This is a genomic window from Pseudomonas sp. OE 28.3 (assembly GCF_014268205.2).
In the GTDB taxonomy this organism is placed as follows: domain Bacteria; phylum Pseudomonadota; class Gammaproteobacteria; order Pseudomonadales; family Pseudomonadaceae; genus Aquipseudomonas; species Aquipseudomonas edaphica.
Map to the genome: position 1 here is coordinate 1,609,715 of NZ_CP077082.1, position 14,600 is coordinate 1,624,314.

Below are 14,600 nucleotides of genomic sequence, written 5' to 3' on the forward strand. Positions count from 1 at the left end.
GTTGTTTGCCGATCCTTAATATTTTTGAGCGTAGCGATTGATGAGCGAACAACCAGCGGCCAGCCGCATTCGGGTCGAGGCTTTGGCCGACGGTTTCAAGGCCCGCGCCGAGCACTGGGCCGCGCAGCTTGGCCTGCCTTTACAGCTGGAGGAGGCGGACTTTTCCCTGCAAGTCGGGGAACACGGCCTGCAACTGCAACAGCTCGGGCCTGACGCGCCGGGGCCGGTGCGCGTGGACTTCGTCGAAGGCGGCGCGGCGCATCGGCGTCTCTACGGCGGTGGCAGCGGGCAGATGATCGCCAAGGCGGTCGGTGTTGCCCAAGGGGTGCGCCCACGGGTGCTGGACGCTACGGCGGGCTTGGGCAAGGACGCGTTCGTACTCGCCAGCCTGGGCTGCGAGATGAGCCTGATCGAGCGTCAGCCGTTGATCGGCGCCTTGCTCGAAGACGGCCTGGCCCGTGGTGCGGACGACTTTGAAGTGGCGCCGATTGTGGCGCGCATGCAGTTGCTCAAGGGCAACTCGATCGAGGTGATGCGCAACTGGGAGGGCGAGCCGCCGCAGGTGATCTACCTGGACCCGATGTTCCCGCACCGTGAGAAAACGGCGCTGGTGAAGAAGGAAATGCGCCTGTTTCGCCCCTTAGTGGGCGATGATCCGGACGCACCGGCCTTACTCGCTGCCGCCTTGGCGTTGGCCAGCCACCGCGTGGTGGTCAAGCGCCCGCGCAAGGCGCCGTGCATTGACGGGCCGAAACCGAGCCATGCGTTGGATGGCAAGTCCAGCCGGTATGACATCTATCCAAAGAAAGCGCTCAAGTCCTGAATCATTGTTGTTCTTTCGGGCCTCATCGCAGGCAAGCCAGCTCCCACGTTTTGATTTGCAAACACAGTCAAAGGTGGGAGCTGGCTTGCCTGCGATAGTGCCCGATCAGGCAGCTCAAACCCTCAAGGCCGATACGCCCGCATAAACAACCCCACCACCTCCTGCACATGCGCTTCGGCAGCTTCTTCACTCAACTGCCCGCCACACCCATACAACAAGCAAAAATTTGCCGTGCCCTTGAGCAGGCAAAAGAAGTGCTCAGCCGCCGTAAATGGTTTGTCGATGCTCAAGGCGCCGCTCTGGTCAATGCGGCTGAGCAGGCGCTCCATGCCTTGCAGCATGCGCATAGGCCCGGCTTCAAAGAAGATCTGCGAGAGTTTCACGTCCTGGTTGCCGGTGGTCATCATCAGGCGGTGCAGGTTCACCGATTCTTCGCTGTTGATCAGCCGATGAAAGCCGCGCGCGATGTTCAGCAGCACGGTGTGCACCGGCATGCCCTCGGGCAACTCGAAATACATCACCGGCAACTGCTCCTCGCACTTGGCCACGACGGCGGCGGTGAACAAGGTCTCTTTATCCGTGAAGTGGCTGTAGACCGTCAGTTTTGACACGCCGGCCTCAAGGGCCACGGCATCCATGCTGGTGCTGGCGTAGCCATTGCTCAAAAACAGGATTTTGGCTGCTTCGAGGATTGCCTGGCGTTTTGCCATGTCCTTGGGACGCCCGGGGCTATTGGTGTTTACAGGATTGTCGGACATTTTCACCTTTAATACTGGACTGGTGAGTTTGGTATTAATAACATACCGGCCAGTATAATTATTCCTAGCTCCATTTGCGAAAGGTCCTTCAGCATGCGCAGTACTTTCCTGCCCCTTGCGTTGCCTGTCAGCCTGATCTTCCTGTTGACCGCCTGCGGTCATGAAGAAGCGGCCCAAACCACCATCCGCCCGGCCATGGTGGTGCAACCGCAGCCGTCGGCGCTGGCGATGGACAGTTTTCCGGGGGAAGTACGCGCCCGTTATGAGCCGGACCTGGCCTTTCGCATCGGCGGCAAAGTCAGTAAGCGCTTGGTGGAGGAGGGCGAGCGGGTCAAGGCCAACCAACCATTGGCAGAGCTCGACCCACAGGACGTGCGCCTGCAACTGGAAGCCACCCGCGCTCAGGTTGCCGCCGCCGAAGCCAACCTGAGCCTGGTGCGCGCCGAACGCGACCGCTACAAGACCCTGATGGACCGTCAGATGGTCAGCCGCTCGCAGTACGACAATTCCGAAAACCTCTACCGATCCGGTGAAGCACGCCTTAAGCAGATCAAGGCCGAGTTCGACGTATCGAGCAACCAGGCCGGCTATGCCGTGCTGCGTGCGCCCCAGGACGGTGTAGTGGCCAAGCGTGCGGTGGAAGTCGGCCAAGTGGTGTCCGCCGGCCAAACGGTGTTTACCCTGGCCACCGATGGCGAGCGCGAAGTGTTGATCAGCCTGCCCGAGCAAGGCTTTGGCCGCTTCAAGATCGGCCAACCGGTATCGGTGGAGTTGTGGAGCCAGCCCGACCAACGTTTTGCCGGGCGCATTCGTGAGCTCTCACCGGCAGCCGACCCAAAATCCCGCACCTTCGCTGCGCGCGTTGCCTTCACCGGCGGCAAAGTCCCCGCCGAGTTGGGCCAGAGCGCCCGCGTCTTCATCCAGGCTGATGGCATCGTCCCACTGTCCGTGCCGCTGTCGGCCCTGAGCGCGGAGAACGGTGCGTCCTACGTCTGGCGGGTACAGCCGGACAACACGCTCAAACGAACGCCGGTGCGCATCGGTGCTTTCGGTGAAAAAACCGTGCCGGTGCTTGAAGGCTTGGCCCCCACCGATTGGGTGATCGCGGCGGGTGTGCATGTGCTCCATGAGGGCCAGCAAGTGCGCCCGGTGGATCGCTCCAACCGAGTAGTGAATCTGGCGGCCAAGGAGTAGTCCCCGATGGGTTTCAATCTTTCCGAATGGGCGTTGCGTAATCGCCAGATCGTACTGTTCCTGATGATCCTGCTGGCAGTGGTCGGCACGTTGTCCTACACCAAGCTGGGGCAAAGTGAAGACCCGCCGTTTACCTTCAAGGCCATGGTCATCAAGACCAACTGGCCGGGCGCCACGGCCCAGGAAGTTTCGCGCCAAGTCACCGAACGTATCGAGAAGAAGCTGATGGAGACGGGCGAGTACGAGCGCATTGTCTCGTTCTCCCGGCCCGGTGAGTCCCAGGTCACCTTCATGGCCCGCGATTCGATGCACTCGGCACAAATCCCGGAGCTGTGGTACCAGGTGCGCAAGAAGATCAGCGATATTCGCCAGACCTTGCCGCCGGATATCCAGGGGCCGTTTTTCAACGATGAATTCGGCACCACCTTCGGCAATATCTACGCCCTGACCGGTGACGGTTTTGACTACGCGGTGCTCAAGGACTACGCCGACCGCATCCAGATTCAACTGCAACGCGTGCCGGATGTGGGCAAGGTCGAGTTACTGGGCCTGCAGGACGAGAAGATCTGGATCGAACTGTCCAACCTCAAGCTCGCCACCCTCGGCCTGCCATTGGCTGCAGTGCAGCAGGCACTGCAGGAGCAGAACGCCGTCTCCACCGCCGGTTTCTTTGAAACCCCGACGGAACGCGTGCAACTGCGCGTCTCGGGTAACTTCAAAACGGTCGATGAGATCCGTAACTTCCCGATTCGCGTAGGTGACCGCACCTTCCGCATCGGTGATGTGGCGCAAATCCATCGCGGCTTCAACGACCCACCGGCGCCGCGCATGCGCTATATGGGCGCGGACGCCATCGGCCTGGCCGTGGCGATGCGTGACGGCGGCGACATTCTGGTACTGGGCAAGGCCCTTGAAGGCGAATTCGCACGCCTGCAGAAGAACCTTCCGGCAGGCATGGAACTGCGCAAGGTCTCGGACCAACCGGCGGCGGTGAAAACCAGCGTCGGTGAATTCGTCCAGGTACTCGCTGAAGCCTTGGCCATCGTGCTGCTGGTGAGCTTCTTCTCCCTTGGTGTACGCACCGGCATGGTGGTCGCCCTGGCGATTCCGCTAGTACTGGCGATGACCTTTGCGACCATGTATTACCTGGGCATCGGCCTGCACAAAATCTCCCTCGGTGCCTTGGTGTTGGCCCTGGGCTTGTTGGTGGACGATGCGATCATCGCCGTGGAAATGATGGCGATCAAAATGGAGCAGGGCTACGACCGGCTCAAGGCCGCGAGTTTTGCCTGGACCAGCACCGCGTTCCCGATGCTCACCGGCACATTGATCACCGCCGCAGGTTTCCTGCCGATTGCCACCGCGCAATCGAGTACCGGTGAATACACCCGTTCGATTTTCCAAGTGGTGACCATTGCCCTGCTGGCCTCGTGGGTTGCGGCGGTGGTGTTTGTGCCGTACCTGGGGGAAAAGCTCCTGCCGGACCTGGCGAAGATTCATGCGGCCAAACACGGCACCGATGGGCCTGATCCCTACGGCACGCCGTTCTATCAACGTGTAAGACGCTTGGTCGAATGGTGTGTGCGTCGGCGCAAAACCGTGATCGTGTTGACCTTGTTGTTGTTTATCGGCTCGGTGGCGCTGTTCCGTTTTGTGCCACAGCAGTTCTTCCCGGCCTCCGGCCGACTGGAGTTGATGGTCGACCTGAAACTGGCTGAAGGTGCCTCGCTGAGCAACACCGCCGACCAGGTCAAGCGCCTGGAAGCCTTGCTCAAGGAACATGCTGGCATCGACAACTATGTGGCCTATGTGGGCACCGGTTCGCCGCGCTTCTACCTGCCGCTGGACCAACAACTGCCGGCCGCCAGCTTTGCGCAGTTTGTGGTACTGGCCAAAACCATCGAGGAACGCGAAAGCCTGCGCACCTGGCTGATCGAGACCCTTAACGAACAATTCCCCGACCTGCGTTCACGCGTCACGCGCCTGGAAAACGGCCCGCCCGTGGGCTACCCGGTGCAGTTTCGCGTGACCGGCGAGCACATCGAAGAAGTCCGTGCCCTGGCGCGCAAGGTCGCGGCCAAGGTTCGCGAAAATACCCACGTGGTCAACGTGCACCTGGACTGGGAGGAACCGAGCAAGATCGTCTACCTGAATATCGACCAGGACCGTGCCCGTGCGCTGGGCGTCAGCACTGCCAACCTGTCGAAGTTCCTGCAAAGTTCCTTGACCGGCTCCAGCGTCAGCCAGTACCGCGAGGACAACGAGTTGATCGAGATCCTGCTACGCGGCACCGTGCATGAACGTACCGAGTTGTCGCTGCTGCCGAGCCTGGCGGTGCCGACCGACAACGGCAAAAGCGTAGCGCTGTCGCAGATTGCGACCCTCGAATATGGCTTTGAAGAAGGCATCATCTGGCACCGCAATCGCCTGCCGACGGTGACCGTGCGTGCCGATATCTACGGCAAGGAACAACCGGCAACCTTGGTCCAGCAGATCCTGCCGACCCTGGAAGGCGTGCGTGCCGAACTGCCGGACGGCTACCTGCTCGAAGTGGGCGGCACCGTCGAGGATTCGGCCCGTGGCCAGAACTCGGTCAAGGCCGGCGTGCCGCTGTTTATCGTGGTAGTGCTGACCTTGCTGATGCTGCAACTGCGCAGTTTCTCACGCACTGCAATGGTGTTTCTGACGGCGCCGCTGGGCTTGATCGGCGTGACCTTGTTCCTGCTGGTGTTCCGCCAGCCCTTCGGCTTTGTCGCCATGCTCGGCACCATCGCGCTGTCGGGCATGATCATGCGTAACTCGGTGATCCTGGTGGACCAGATTGAACAAGACATCAAGGCGGGACTGGCGCCCTGGCAGGCGATCATCGAAGCCACCGTCCGACGCTTTCGCCCGATTGTGCTGACGGCGCTTGCGGCGGTATTGGCAATGATTCCGCTGTCGCGCAGCGTGTTCTTCGGGCCGATGGCGGTGGCAATCATGGGCGGGTTGATTGTGGCGACCGCGTTGACGTTATTGTTCTTGCCAGCCCTGTATGCGGCATGGTTTCGCATTAAGAAGGAGGCGCACTAGTTCATAACGGGAGGCGTGAAGGCGTATCGATAGTATTGACGGGTGTGGGAAAAGCCTGAAATTCGATAACTGCTGTTTAAGCCTGAATGTCTCCCACTTGTTTATTTAGAACAGGGGCAGTTTCTTCTCGACGGTTTTTATAATAGAGGTGTTGGTGTCGGCCAACGGCGTTATTTTTTGCAAGGTTTGATCAAGGTGGTTAACGGAATGTGTGTACAGATGGCAGACGAAACTGTCTTCCCCGGTGATCTTGTAACAGACAATACATTCAGGCATGTCTGACAGTAGCTGCTCCACTGTTTGAAAATTTCCCGTCAGCGGTTTTACCCGCACCAGTGCCTGCAGCGCAAACCCCAGTGCCTGCGCGTCCAACGCTACGCTGAACCCACTTATAACCCCTGCCACTTCCAGGCGTTTGAGACGCTCACTGCAACCAGGAGCGGACAATCCCACCTGCCGGCTGAGCGCGCGGATAGAGGCACGGGCATTCTGATGCAGGGCGACCAGCAGCGCGCGATCAATTGCATCGAGTGTCTGATCGTTTTTTGTAAGCCTTTTCATTAGATGGACCTTACGAACATTGATGAAATAGCGTGAAAATCTTACATACCACAGATCCCTGACAAAAGAATGGATTTTTAAAAGGTTTCCATCTATTTTTTTATTCTTGAATGTGCGAATTACAGCTGCGTTCAAAAGTTACCGCCGGCTAAACGATGCGGCTGTGTTTGAGTGAGTGTTTTTAACTTGCTATAAATTTTATTGAATGGGTGTATGAATGTGCAAAGCGGTCCAGTGCGTGGTGGTTGTGAGGGGTGCTAACGTCGAGTTACAACTACAAGGCGGTGCGGTTTCATTAAGTTTTGAATAAGGCTACCGAGGCGCTTCACATGTTTGATGTCACGCTAAGTGTTTACCAGGCGATATTCACCTTTACTCTCGCAGCTATCGCCTTACTGGCCAGCCCCGGCCCCGCGACTCTGGCGCTGGCTGCCAGCGGCGCGGCGTATGGCATGCAACGCTCGTTTCAGTTTTTTGTCGGGATCACCCTGGGTTTAGTGATTGCCATGGCGTTGGTTGTTTCTGGGCTGTATGTGGTCTTGCACAGCTTTCCCGGGTTGGCGGTGGCACTGACGATCATCTCCATTGTTTATATTTTTTGGTTGGCTTACCGCATTGGTACGGCACCGCCCATTCAGGATCAGCAAGCCGTGGTCACGCCGGGCTGGGGTGCCGGTTTTGTGCTGGGGGTTGCAAATATCAAGGCGTATGCCGCGTTTGCAGCGTTACTGGGCAGTTTCACCTTGGGCACGACGCCGGGCTGGGAGCAGGGCACAAAAGCGCTTATTTGTTTATTGGTTTGCGTGGTATTCGATTTTTTGTGGCTTTTTGCAGGCAGCCGGATGCGCAAGTTGTTCATCCACCCCGTTTGGAGTCGACGACTTAACATAAGCTTCGCGATTTTGATGGTAGTGACGGTCGCCTGGTCATTCACGCTGACGTAGTAGCACTGACTCACATCCTGATGCAAACAGGCGTCTGCGCCTTTGGAACGTTTGCCTTTTTTACTCCACTCAGAATTGCCTGATGGACAGGCGCAGGTTTGGACTTCCCTGAGTTGGCAGTCCGACCTATTCAATGAGTTTATGGAGAGTTACATGGCTTTTTTTGATGCTGTAATTGCTTTCAAAAGTGCGCTGCTCGGAGCCCTGTTGGGCAATAATGCACCGCGCAACAATTTTGGAAATGGGTATAGGTCGGGGCACGCAACAAACAATCACCACTATCCCCAACATCGTCCTCATACAGTCCGGCCGAACGTGGGCCACACCTATCCAACCCAGACCAACCATGGCAGGCCGTATCCACAGCAGCACACGGTCTACGAGCAACCTTCACCCTACAGGCCTAGCTATCCGCTTTTTACGCTGAATCGTTAAGGGGCTTGGCCTGAAACAACTGCGCCAAGGCCCGTGGTAAGCGGCCTTGGCGCAGTGGGACCAGTGTGTTTGAGAAGCTTATAGTGCCCCAAACACCTTCTTGGCCAGACTGGTGGCCGCGGCCGCCGGGTTTTTGCGAATGGTTTCTTCCTGCTGCGCGATCATCTTGAACAAGCCGTCCAGCGCCTGTTCGGTCACGTAGTTTTCAACGTTGGCACTTTTGGCATCCACTGCGCCAAATGCTGCCGCCTTGCCAGCCAGGGCGTTGTACTGTTGCGCAACCCCAACCTTGTCGGTAGCGGCCTTGACGATCGGCAGGAACTTGGCGCGAATCTGCTCACGGCTGCTTTTGTTCAAGTACTGCGTCGCCGAGTCCTGGCCGCCGCTGAGAATGCCCTTGGCGTCAGTCACGCTCATGTTTTTGACGGCATTGACCAGAATCGGTTGCGCCTGGGTCACGGCCGTTTCGGCGGCCTTGTTCATGCTGGTTTCCAGCTGCGTGACCTGGTCACCCATGCCGAACATCTTCAGCTTGTCGGCGACTTTGCCGAGTTTGCCTGGCAAGCCGATCTTCACTTCGGGGTTGTTGCTGAAGCCACCGGGCACGCCCAGTTGTTTCACGGCGATCTGGGCGCCTTGGGTCAGGGCGTCTTTGAGGCCGCCGCTGGCGTCGCCCTGGGACAGGCTGCCAAGGTCCAGGGCCATGGCGTTGGCACCTAGCAGCAAGCCGGCACACAGGGCAGTGAGGCGAAGAGAGTGACGGAGCATGAGCGCTTCCTTATGTTCGGGCTTATGGTCTGGAAAGGTCAGTGTGCGACAGCATCAACGCGCAGACGCAGTGGCTGTTCGTCCTTGCCGTCGAGCTGCACCGCGTGGCGTTCGGTGGTAATAAACAGTAGCTTGCCGTCCAGCTCGATGCGAGCACTCACCGAATAAGTGTGGCCTGGCTTGATTTGGGCCGGGTCGTAGCTCAGGTGAAACGGCAGCGGCACCTGGCCTTTGACCGGGCCTTTCTGTTCGGCCAGGGTCACCGCCGGCGCGTCCATCAGCGACACGTCCTGCAGACTGACGCTCAGGGTGGCCGCGGGCGGCAAGGCGATGCGTTGCAGGTAGAACACTTCGCCGTCGAGGCTGGCCTTGGGGGCTGGGGTCATGGATTGGCAGGCTCCGAGCAGGGCGGTAAGGCCCAGGAGGATGATCTTTTTCATGGTACAGCTCCTTTTCAACGGCGCCGGAAACAGCCCGGCGCCTCAGTCAATCTAGCGGCTTTCTGCCGGTTCCACAGGCGCTTCAACTGCGCCGTCGACGCGATGCAAGGCCACCTGGCGAATCGACAGACGAATCTCGGCAGGCAGCACGCGTTTGGCCGCGCCTTCCGCCAGCTCACCCAGCAGGTCGTGGTAACTCAATTTCCCGGCCTCGTCGCGGCGCAGCACATCTTGCTCCAGCAATGTCTGGATAAAATGTCGGAAAAGACTCTTGTCGAAGAACTCCGGCGCGTTCAGGCCATGCAGGATCGACAGGCGCTGGGCCATGATCGTACACAGGTCTTCCAGCTCTTCGGCGCTGATGCTGTTCTGGCCGCTGTTAAGCAGCAGCGAGATCGCCATGTAGAAGCGTTGCAGGGTCTGGGCGATGCTCTTGGACAACAGCGTCAGCAGCACAAAGTGCCGCGAACTCGGGGCCGGGCGCAGGTACACGTTGTTTTCAAACCGCAGCAGGCCTTGCTCGACAAAGGCTTCCAGCCATTGGTCGACGACGGCGTCCAACTCTTCCAGCGACCAGCGGATAAACAACTCCGATTGCAGGTAAGGGTAGAGCGCGCGAGTGAAGCGCAGGATCTGCTCGCGGCTCATGCGCGAGCTGCTCTGGAAGAAGCTCGCCAGCAGCGCCGGCAGGGCAAAAATATGCAGCACGTTGTTGCGGTAATAGGTCATCAGGACGGCGTTCTGCTCATCCAGATACACAATTTTGCCCAGGGCGTCACTCTGCTCCGAGAGCAGGTTCATGTCCTTGACGTGCTTGATCAGCGCCAGCCCATCGCCTTCCGGCAAGGTGGTGTGCGGCGAGTAGGGCACACGGCGTAGCAGTGCCAGGTACAGGTCCAACTGGCGGGCCATGGCCTGTTCATCCAGGGCCAGGCGTGTGGTCGAAAGCAGCGCCAGGGCCACCAGGTTTACCGGGTTGACCGCTGCGGCTTCGTTGAGGTGGCGTGCCACCTGTTCGCCGAGGCGGTTGGTGGTTTCATTGAGCCACGCCGGTTTGTAGTTCGGGCCCAGCTCTTGGGCACGCCAGTCCGGCTGCTCGGCGTCGAGGAACTCGGCCAGCTTGATCGGCTCGCCGAAGTTGACCGCGACCTGACCAAAGCGCTGCTTGAGCGCGCCGACCACTTTGAAAATATCGAAGATCGATTCTTTCTTCTTGCTCGCCCCGCGCAACTCGCCCAGGTAGGTACGGCCTTCGAGTACGCGTTCATAGCCGATATACACCGGCACGAACACGATCGGCATGCGTGAGGAACGCAAAAAGCTGCGCAGGGTGATCGCCAGCATGCCGGTTTTCGGTTGCAGCATACGCCCGGTGCGCGAGCGTCCGCCTTCGACGAAGTACTCCACCGGGAAGCCCTTGGTGAACAGGGTGTGCAGGTACTCGTTGAACACCGAGGTGTACAGCGGGTTGCCCTTGAAGGTGCGGCGCATGAAAAATGCACCGCCACGGCGCAACAGGCTGCCGATCACCGGCATGTTCAGGTTGATGCCGGCGGCAATGTGCGGCGGGGTCAGGCCGTTTTTGAACAGCAGGTACGAAAGCAGCAGGTAGTCGATATGGCTGCGGTGGCAAGGCACGTAGATCACCTCGTAACCCTGGGCAACCTTTTGCACACCTTCGATATTGTTGACCTTGATGCCGTCGTAGATCTTGTTCCAGAACCAGCTCAATACCACTTCCAGAAAGCGAATCGCGGTGTAGGTGTAGTCCGAAGCGATCTCGTTGCCGTAGCGCAGGGCCTGGGCCTTGGCTTTTTCCGGGGTGATTTTCTCGCGCTCGGCTTCATCGGCGATGGCCTGGCGCACCAGCGGCATGTTGACCAGGCCTTTGACCAGGTTACGGCGGTGAGACAGGTCGGGGCCGATGACCGCAGTCTTCAGGTTACGAAAGTGCACACGCAGGATGCGCTGGGCCATGCGCACGGTACGTTCGTGGCCTTTATTGTGCTCGATCAATTCACGCAGGTTGATAGGCGCGGAGAATTGCACACGGGTCTTGCGGCCCAGGATCAGGATGCTCAGCAACCGGCGCAGGCGGCCGGTGACGGCCCAGCTGTCGGCAAACAGCAGTTTCCACGGGCTGGACTCGCTTTCGGGCGACTGCCCCCAGAACACGCTGACCGGAATGATTTGTGCATTCTCTTCGGCGTGCTCGGTCAGGGTGTTGACCAGGCGGGTCAGGGTTGGCGGCGCGCCGCGCTTGTCCTGGCGGCCGAGCCAGTCGGGTTCGGGCGTGAGGTAGAAGAACGCGGCGGGTTCGATCAACGAACCCACCGACACCGGCAGCACCGGGCGCGGCAGGCCGGCCTTGGTGCATTCCTTGTCGACCACCGCCAATTCGGTGAGAGAGGGCGATTGCAGGACGTAAAACACCGGCCGGCTGCGGTCCAGGTTAAGGGTTAGGGACGACTGATTGATCGTCTCCGAGCGAACCCAGAGGTACAACAGTCGGCGCAAGGTGCCAAACACCAGACGGCGGAACGGGGAGCGGGTCATAGGCGTGCTGCTTCAAGTGGAAAAAACCGAGCAGGTGCTCGGGCGGGTAGTGTGCCGTATTCGCCGAAAATCGGCAAAAAAGCAGCGATGTAAACTTGAGTTGATCGTTTTTGAGCCTGTCTTATACTCGGCAGTTCAATGCGAGCGACTCAACAATAAAAATGCATGTGGGAGTAAGACAGATGGCAACGCGTGAAACCGGCAATGTGAAGTGGTTCAACGATGCAAAGGGCTATGGCTTTATCCAGCGTGAAGACGGCAAGGATGTGTTTGTGCACTACCGCGCCATTCGCGGTGAGGGCCACCGCTCATTGGCCGAGGGCCAGCAGGTGGAATACGCCGTGGTGACCGGCGAGAAGGGCTTGCAGGCTGAGGATGTGGTGGGTCTGTAACACCCTTGTCCCGCCAACCCAATCAACTGTGGGAGCTGGCTTGCCTGCGATGCAGACACCTCGGTCTATCAGTCGGACCGCGGTGATGCTATCGCAGGCAAGCCAGCTCCCACATTGATTGGGTTTTCCGGTTTGGATCAGGCAGTTTTCCAGGTGATCTGCTCTTCACCGTCGGCACTGATGCGAATCCAGGTATCAGCGCTTTCCTCACCTTCCTCCTCAACCCAGGTACCCGGCGCGCAGCGCACTTCGACGTTCAGCGCGGCAAAGGCGGCGCGGGCGCAGGCGATGTCGTCATCCCACGGCGTCTGGTCGCTTTCCAGGTACAGGCTGTTCCACTTGCCCACGGCTTTTGGCAGCCAGGTAACCGGCACATTGCCGGCCTTGCACTTGTAGGTCTGGCCTTTCTGGACCCAGTCGGTGCACGGGCCCAGGGCGGCACCCAGCCAGGCGGCGATGGCCTTGTAGTCGACCTCGGCGTCTTTCAGGTAAATCTCGATATCAGGTTGGCGCATGGATGTTCCTCGTTGCGGGATTCGAAAATCCATTCGCGGATACTTAAAAGTCGGTTATTGAAGCACGAAATAATCGTAGCGCATCGATACGGTGACCAGCAGCGGCTCGGCGGCCTCGATCACTTCAGCACGGCGCTCGGCACTCGCGCGCCAGCCATGGGGCGTCATCGCCAGCAGGTTGGCGCGGTCCTGGGGTTCGATCAGGCTCAGGGTGAATTCCAGCGTTTCACTGTGCGCCAGGCGCATGCCTTGTGGCACCAAAGCCAAATGCTTGTCGTCGGTGTATTCACGCACTTCGTCGTACAGGCGTTCGCGCAATTCCATCAGGTGGCCGGCAGTCGGGCCAACCTTCATCAAACCGCCGCCGGGGCTGAGCAGGCGCTTGGCCTCTTCCCAGTCCAAAGGGCTGAACACGCTGGCGAGAAACTGGCAACTGCCCGACGCCAACGGCACGCGGGCCATGCTGGCGATCAACCAGGTCAGCGCCGGGTTGCGTTTGCATGCGCGTTTCACCGCTTCCTTGGAGATATCCAGCGCATAACCGTCAGCGTGGGGCAGGGCGTCGGCGATTTGCGCGGTGTAGTAACCCTCGCCACACCCGATGTCCACCCAGCGCTGCGGCGCGCGCTCGGCGGCCAGTTCGGCCAGGCGCCTGGCCACTGGCGCATAGTGCCCGGCATTGAGAAAGTCGCGGCGTGCCTCGACCATGGCGAGGTTGTCGCCTGGGTCGCGGCTGTTCTTGTGCTGCACCGGCAACAGGTTCAGGTAACCCTGGCGCGCACGGTCGAAACGGTGCCCAGCGGGGCACGCCACGCCATTATCCACCGCGTTGAGCGGTGCGCTGCAAAGGGGGCACGCGAGCATCAGGCGAGCAACTTGATCAGGGTTTGGTAGTAGATTTCGGTCAGCACATCGAGGTCGCTGGCCAGAATGCGTTCGTTGACCTGATGAATCGTCGCGTTGACCGGGCCCAGCTCCACCACTTGAGTGCCGAGGGTGGCAATGAAGCGCCCGTCGGACGTGCCGCCGCTGGTGGACGCTTTGGTCTCGCGGCCGGTAATCGCCTTGATGCTGGCCGAGACAGCATCCAGCAACGCGCCCGGCTCGGTGAGGAATGGCAGGCCAGACAAGGCCCAATCAACGTGCCAGTCCAGGCCGTGTTTATCCAGAATCGCCGCAACCCGCTGTTGCAGGCCTTCGACGGTGGATTCGGTGGAGAAACGGAAGTTGAACACTGCTGTCAGGTCACCCGGAATCACGTTGGTGGCGCCGGTGCCGGAATTGAGGTTGGAGATTTGAAAGCTGGTCGGTGGGAAGAAGGTGTTGCCATCGTCCCAATGCTCGGCAGCCAGTTCCGCCAGCGCCGGTGCCGCCAGGTGGATCGGGTTTTTCGCCAGGTGCGGGTATGCCACGTGGCCCTGCACGCCGCGCACGGTCAAGGTGGCGCCGAGGGAGCCGCGACGGCCGTTCTTCACCACATCGCCCACCAGCGTGGTGCTCGACGGTTCGCCGACGATGCACCAGTCCAGACGCTCCTTGCGTGCCGCCAGACGCTCAATCACCGCTTTGGTGCCGTGGTGCGCCGGGCCTTCTTCATCACTGGTGATCAGAAAAGCCACCGAGCCCTTGTGGTCCGGGTAGTCGGTGACAAAACGCTCCGAAGCCACCAGCATTGCCGCCAGGCTGCCTTTCATGTCCGCTGCGCCACGCCCGCAGAGCATGCCGTGCTCGTCGATCAACGCATCGAACGGGTCGTTCTGCCAGGCCTGCACCGGGCCGGTTGGCACCACGTCGGTGTGGCCGGCAAAGCACAGCACCGGGCCTTCGTGCTTGCCATGGGTGGCCCAGAAGTTGTCCACATCTTCGATACGCATCGGCTCAAGTGCAAAACCTGCGTCGCCCAGGCGCTGCATCATCAGCTTCTGGCAGTCGGCATCAATCGGCGTCACTGAGGGGCGACGGATCAAGTCGATGGCAAGTTGAAGGGTCGGCGAAAGGTCGGCATGGGCCGTCATGGGAAAACTCCGGGAAGCGTGTAATGGGCGCGCAGGACGAATGTGGATAAAACAGGGTTCGATGTGGGAGCAGGCAAGCCAGCTCCCACAGAAAGCAGGGCCTGGCCAAGTCTCGTAAAACGGCCGT

13 protein-coding genes are annotated in these 14,600 nt (G+C 59.7%); 5 read left to right on the forward strand and 8 right to left on the reverse strand.

Annotated elements, in window-relative coordinates; translation table 11 throughout:
- Positions 1 to 40: 40 nt before the first annotated feature.
- Positions 41 to 823 carry a class I SAM-dependent methyltransferase gene (locus HU759_RS07195; RefSeq protein WP_017137118.1) on the forward strand — a complete coding sequence of 261 codons (783 nt, stop codon included), beginning with the start codon at positions 41 to 43 and terminating at the stop codon, positions 821 to 823.
- Positions 824 to 945: 122 nt separating this feature from the next.
- Here HU759_RS07195 and HU759_RS07200 read toward each other — a convergent pair whose 3' ends face one another.
- On the reverse strand, positions 946 to 1,581 hold the full coding sequence (locus HU759_RS07200; protein WP_017137119.1) for a TetR/AcrR family transcriptional regulator: 636 nt from the start codon (positions 1,579 to 1,581) through the stop codon (positions 946 to 948).
- Between the two features lie 93 nt (positions 1,582 to 1,674).
- On the opposite strand from HU759_RS07200, the gene HU759_RS07205 reads away from it, so the two are divergent.
- Positions 1,675 to 2,775 (forward strand): efflux RND transporter periplasmic adaptor subunit, encoded by a 1,101-nt coding sequence (locus tag HU759_RS07205; RefSeq protein WP_169985364.1) that lies wholly within the window; start codon positions 1,675 to 1,677, stop codon positions 2,773 to 2,775.
- 6 nt (positions 2,776 to 2,781) lie between these two features.
- Positions 2,782 to 5,847 (forward strand): efflux RND transporter permease subunit, encoded by a 3,066-nt coding sequence (locus HU759_RS07210; protein ID WP_138453031.1) that lies wholly within the window; start codon positions 2,782 to 2,784, stop codon positions 5,845 to 5,847.
- Between the two features lie 105 nt (positions 5,848 to 5,952).
- On the opposite strand, the gene HU759_RS07215 is transcribed toward HU759_RS07210, so the two are convergent.
- Positions 5,953 to 6,543 (reverse strand): Lrp/AsnC family transcriptional regulator, encoded by a 591-nt coding sequence (locus HU759_RS07215; RefSeq protein ID WP_225933036.1) that lies wholly within the window; start codon positions 6,541 to 6,543, stop codon positions 5,953 to 5,955.
- Positions 6,544 to 6,737: 194 nt separating this feature from the next.
- Here HU759_RS07215 and HU759_RS07220 point away from each other — a divergent pair, with 194 nt between their 5' ends.
- Complete coding sequence (locus tag HU759_RS07220) at positions 6,738 to 7,352, forward strand: LysE family translocator (protein WP_186616808.1); 615 nt, start codon at positions 6,738 to 6,740, stop codon at positions 7,350 to 7,352.
- Positions 7,353 to 7,865: 513 nt separating this feature from the next.
- On the opposite strand, the gene HU759_RS07225 is transcribed toward HU759_RS07220, so the two are convergent.
- Genes HU759_RS07225 through plsB form a run of 3 tightly spaced genes read right to left on the reverse strand, consistent with a single transcriptional unit; the run spans position 7,866 to position 11,551 of the window.
- On the reverse strand, positions 7,866 to 8,555 hold the full coding sequence (locus tag HU759_RS07225; protein ID WP_017137124.1) for a DUF4197 domain-containing protein: 690 nt from the start codon (positions 8,553 to 8,555) through the stop codon (positions 7,866 to 7,868).
- 38 nt (positions 8,556 to 8,593) lie between these two features.
- Positions 8,594 to 8,995 (reverse strand): YbaY family lipoprotein, encoded by a 402-nt coding sequence (locus HU759_RS07230; protein WP_017137125.1) that lies wholly within the window; start codon positions 8,993 to 8,995, stop codon positions 8,594 to 8,596.
- A gap of 51 nt (positions 8,996 to 9,046) precedes the next feature.
- Positions 9,047 to 11,551 (reverse strand): glycerol-3-phosphate 1-O-acyltransferase PlsB, encoded by a 2,505-nt coding sequence (plsB, locus tag HU759_RS07235; protein ID WP_186616809.1) that lies wholly within the window; start codon positions 11,549 to 11,551, stop codon positions 9,047 to 9,049.
- Between the two features lie 182 nt (positions 11,552 to 11,733).
- Here plsB and HU759_RS07240 point away from each other — a divergent pair, with 182 nt between their 5' ends.
- Entirely contained in the window at positions 11,734 to 11,943 is a 210-nt protein-coding gene (locus HU759_RS07240) for a cold-shock protein (protein WP_003219353.1), read from the forward strand.
- 137 nt (positions 11,944 to 12,080) lie between these two features.
- Here the strand turns inward: HU759_RS07240 and HU759_RS07245 are convergent, their stop codons facing one another.
- Genes HU759_RS07245 through dapE form a run of 3 tightly spaced genes read right to left on the reverse strand, consistent with a single transcriptional unit; the run spans position 12,081 to position 14,473 of the window.
- Positions 12,081 to 12,458: a hypothetical protein gene (locus HU759_RS07245; RefSeq protein WP_170036447.1), complete on the reverse strand. Its 378-nt coding sequence runs from the start codon at positions 12,456 to 12,458 to the stop codon at positions 12,081 to 12,083.
- 54 nt (positions 12,459 to 12,512) lie between these two features.
- Positions 12,513 to 13,322, reverse strand: a complete 810-nt coding sequence (locus HU759_RS07250) for a putative RNA methyltransferase (RefSeq protein ID WP_170036449.1) — start codon at positions 13,320 to 13,322, stop codon at positions 12,513 to 12,515.
- Positions 13,322 to 14,473 (reverse strand): succinyl-diaminopimelate desuccinylase, encoded by a 1,152-nt coding sequence (dapE, locus tag HU759_RS07255; protein ID WP_017137129.1) that lies wholly within the window; start codon positions 14,471 to 14,473, stop codon positions 13,322 to 13,324. The genes HU759_RS07250 and dapE overlap by 1 nt, the downstream gene beginning before the upstream one ends.
- Positions 14,474 to 14,600: the final 127 nt, after the last annotated feature.

What these genes read in the sequence shown, in the direction of transcription:
- HU759_RS07195 (WP_017137118.1), top strand. Translation starts at nt 41, where the DNA reads ATGAGCGAACAACCAGCGGCCAGCCGCATTCGGGTCGAGGCTTTGGCC.
- HU759_RS07200 (WP_017137119.1), bottom strand. Translation starts at nt 1,581, where the DNA reads ATGTCCGACAATCCTGTAAACACCAATAGCCCCGGGCGTCCCAAGGAC.
- HU759_RS07205 (WP_169985364.1), top strand. Translation starts at nt 1,675, where the DNA reads ATGCGCAGTACTTTCCTGCCCCTTGCGTTGCCTGTCAGCCTGATCTTC.
- HU759_RS07210 (WP_138453031.1), top strand. Translation starts at nt 2,782, where the DNA reads ATGGGTTTCAATCTTTCCGAATGGGCGTTGCGTAATCGCCAGATCGTA.
- HU759_RS07220 (WP_186616808.1), top strand. Translation starts at nt 6,738, where the DNA reads ATGTTTGATGTCACGCTAAGTGTTTACCAGGCGATATTCACCTTTACT.
- HU759_RS07225 (WP_017137124.1), bottom strand. Translation starts at nt 8,555, where the DNA reads ATGCTCCGTCACTCTCTTCGCCTCACTGCCCTGTGTGCCGGCTTGCTG.
- HU759_RS07230 (WP_017137125.1), bottom strand. Translation starts at nt 8,995, where the DNA reads ATGAAAAAGATCATCCTCCTGGGCCTTACCGCCCTGCTCGGAGCCTGC.
- plsB (WP_186616809.1), bottom strand. Translation starts at nt 11,551, where the DNA reads ATGACCCGCTCCCCGTTCCGCCGTCTGGTGTTTGGCACCTTGCGCCGA.
- HU759_RS07240 (WP_003219353.1), top strand. Translation starts at nt 11,734, where the DNA reads ATGGCAACGCGTGAAACCGGCAATGTGAAGTGGTTCAACGATGCAAAG.
- HU759_RS07245 (WP_170036447.1), bottom strand. Translation starts at nt 12,458, where the DNA reads ATGCGCCAACCTGATATCGAGATTTACCTGAAAGACGCCGAGGTCGAC.
- HU759_RS07250 (WP_170036449.1), bottom strand. Translation starts at nt 13,322, where the DNA reads ATGCTCGCGTGCCCCCTTTGCAGCGCACCGCTCAACGCGGTGGATAAT.
- dapE (WP_017137129.1), bottom strand. Translation starts at nt 14,473, where the DNA reads ATGACGGCCCATGCCGACCTTTCGCCGACCCTTCAACTTGCCATCGAC.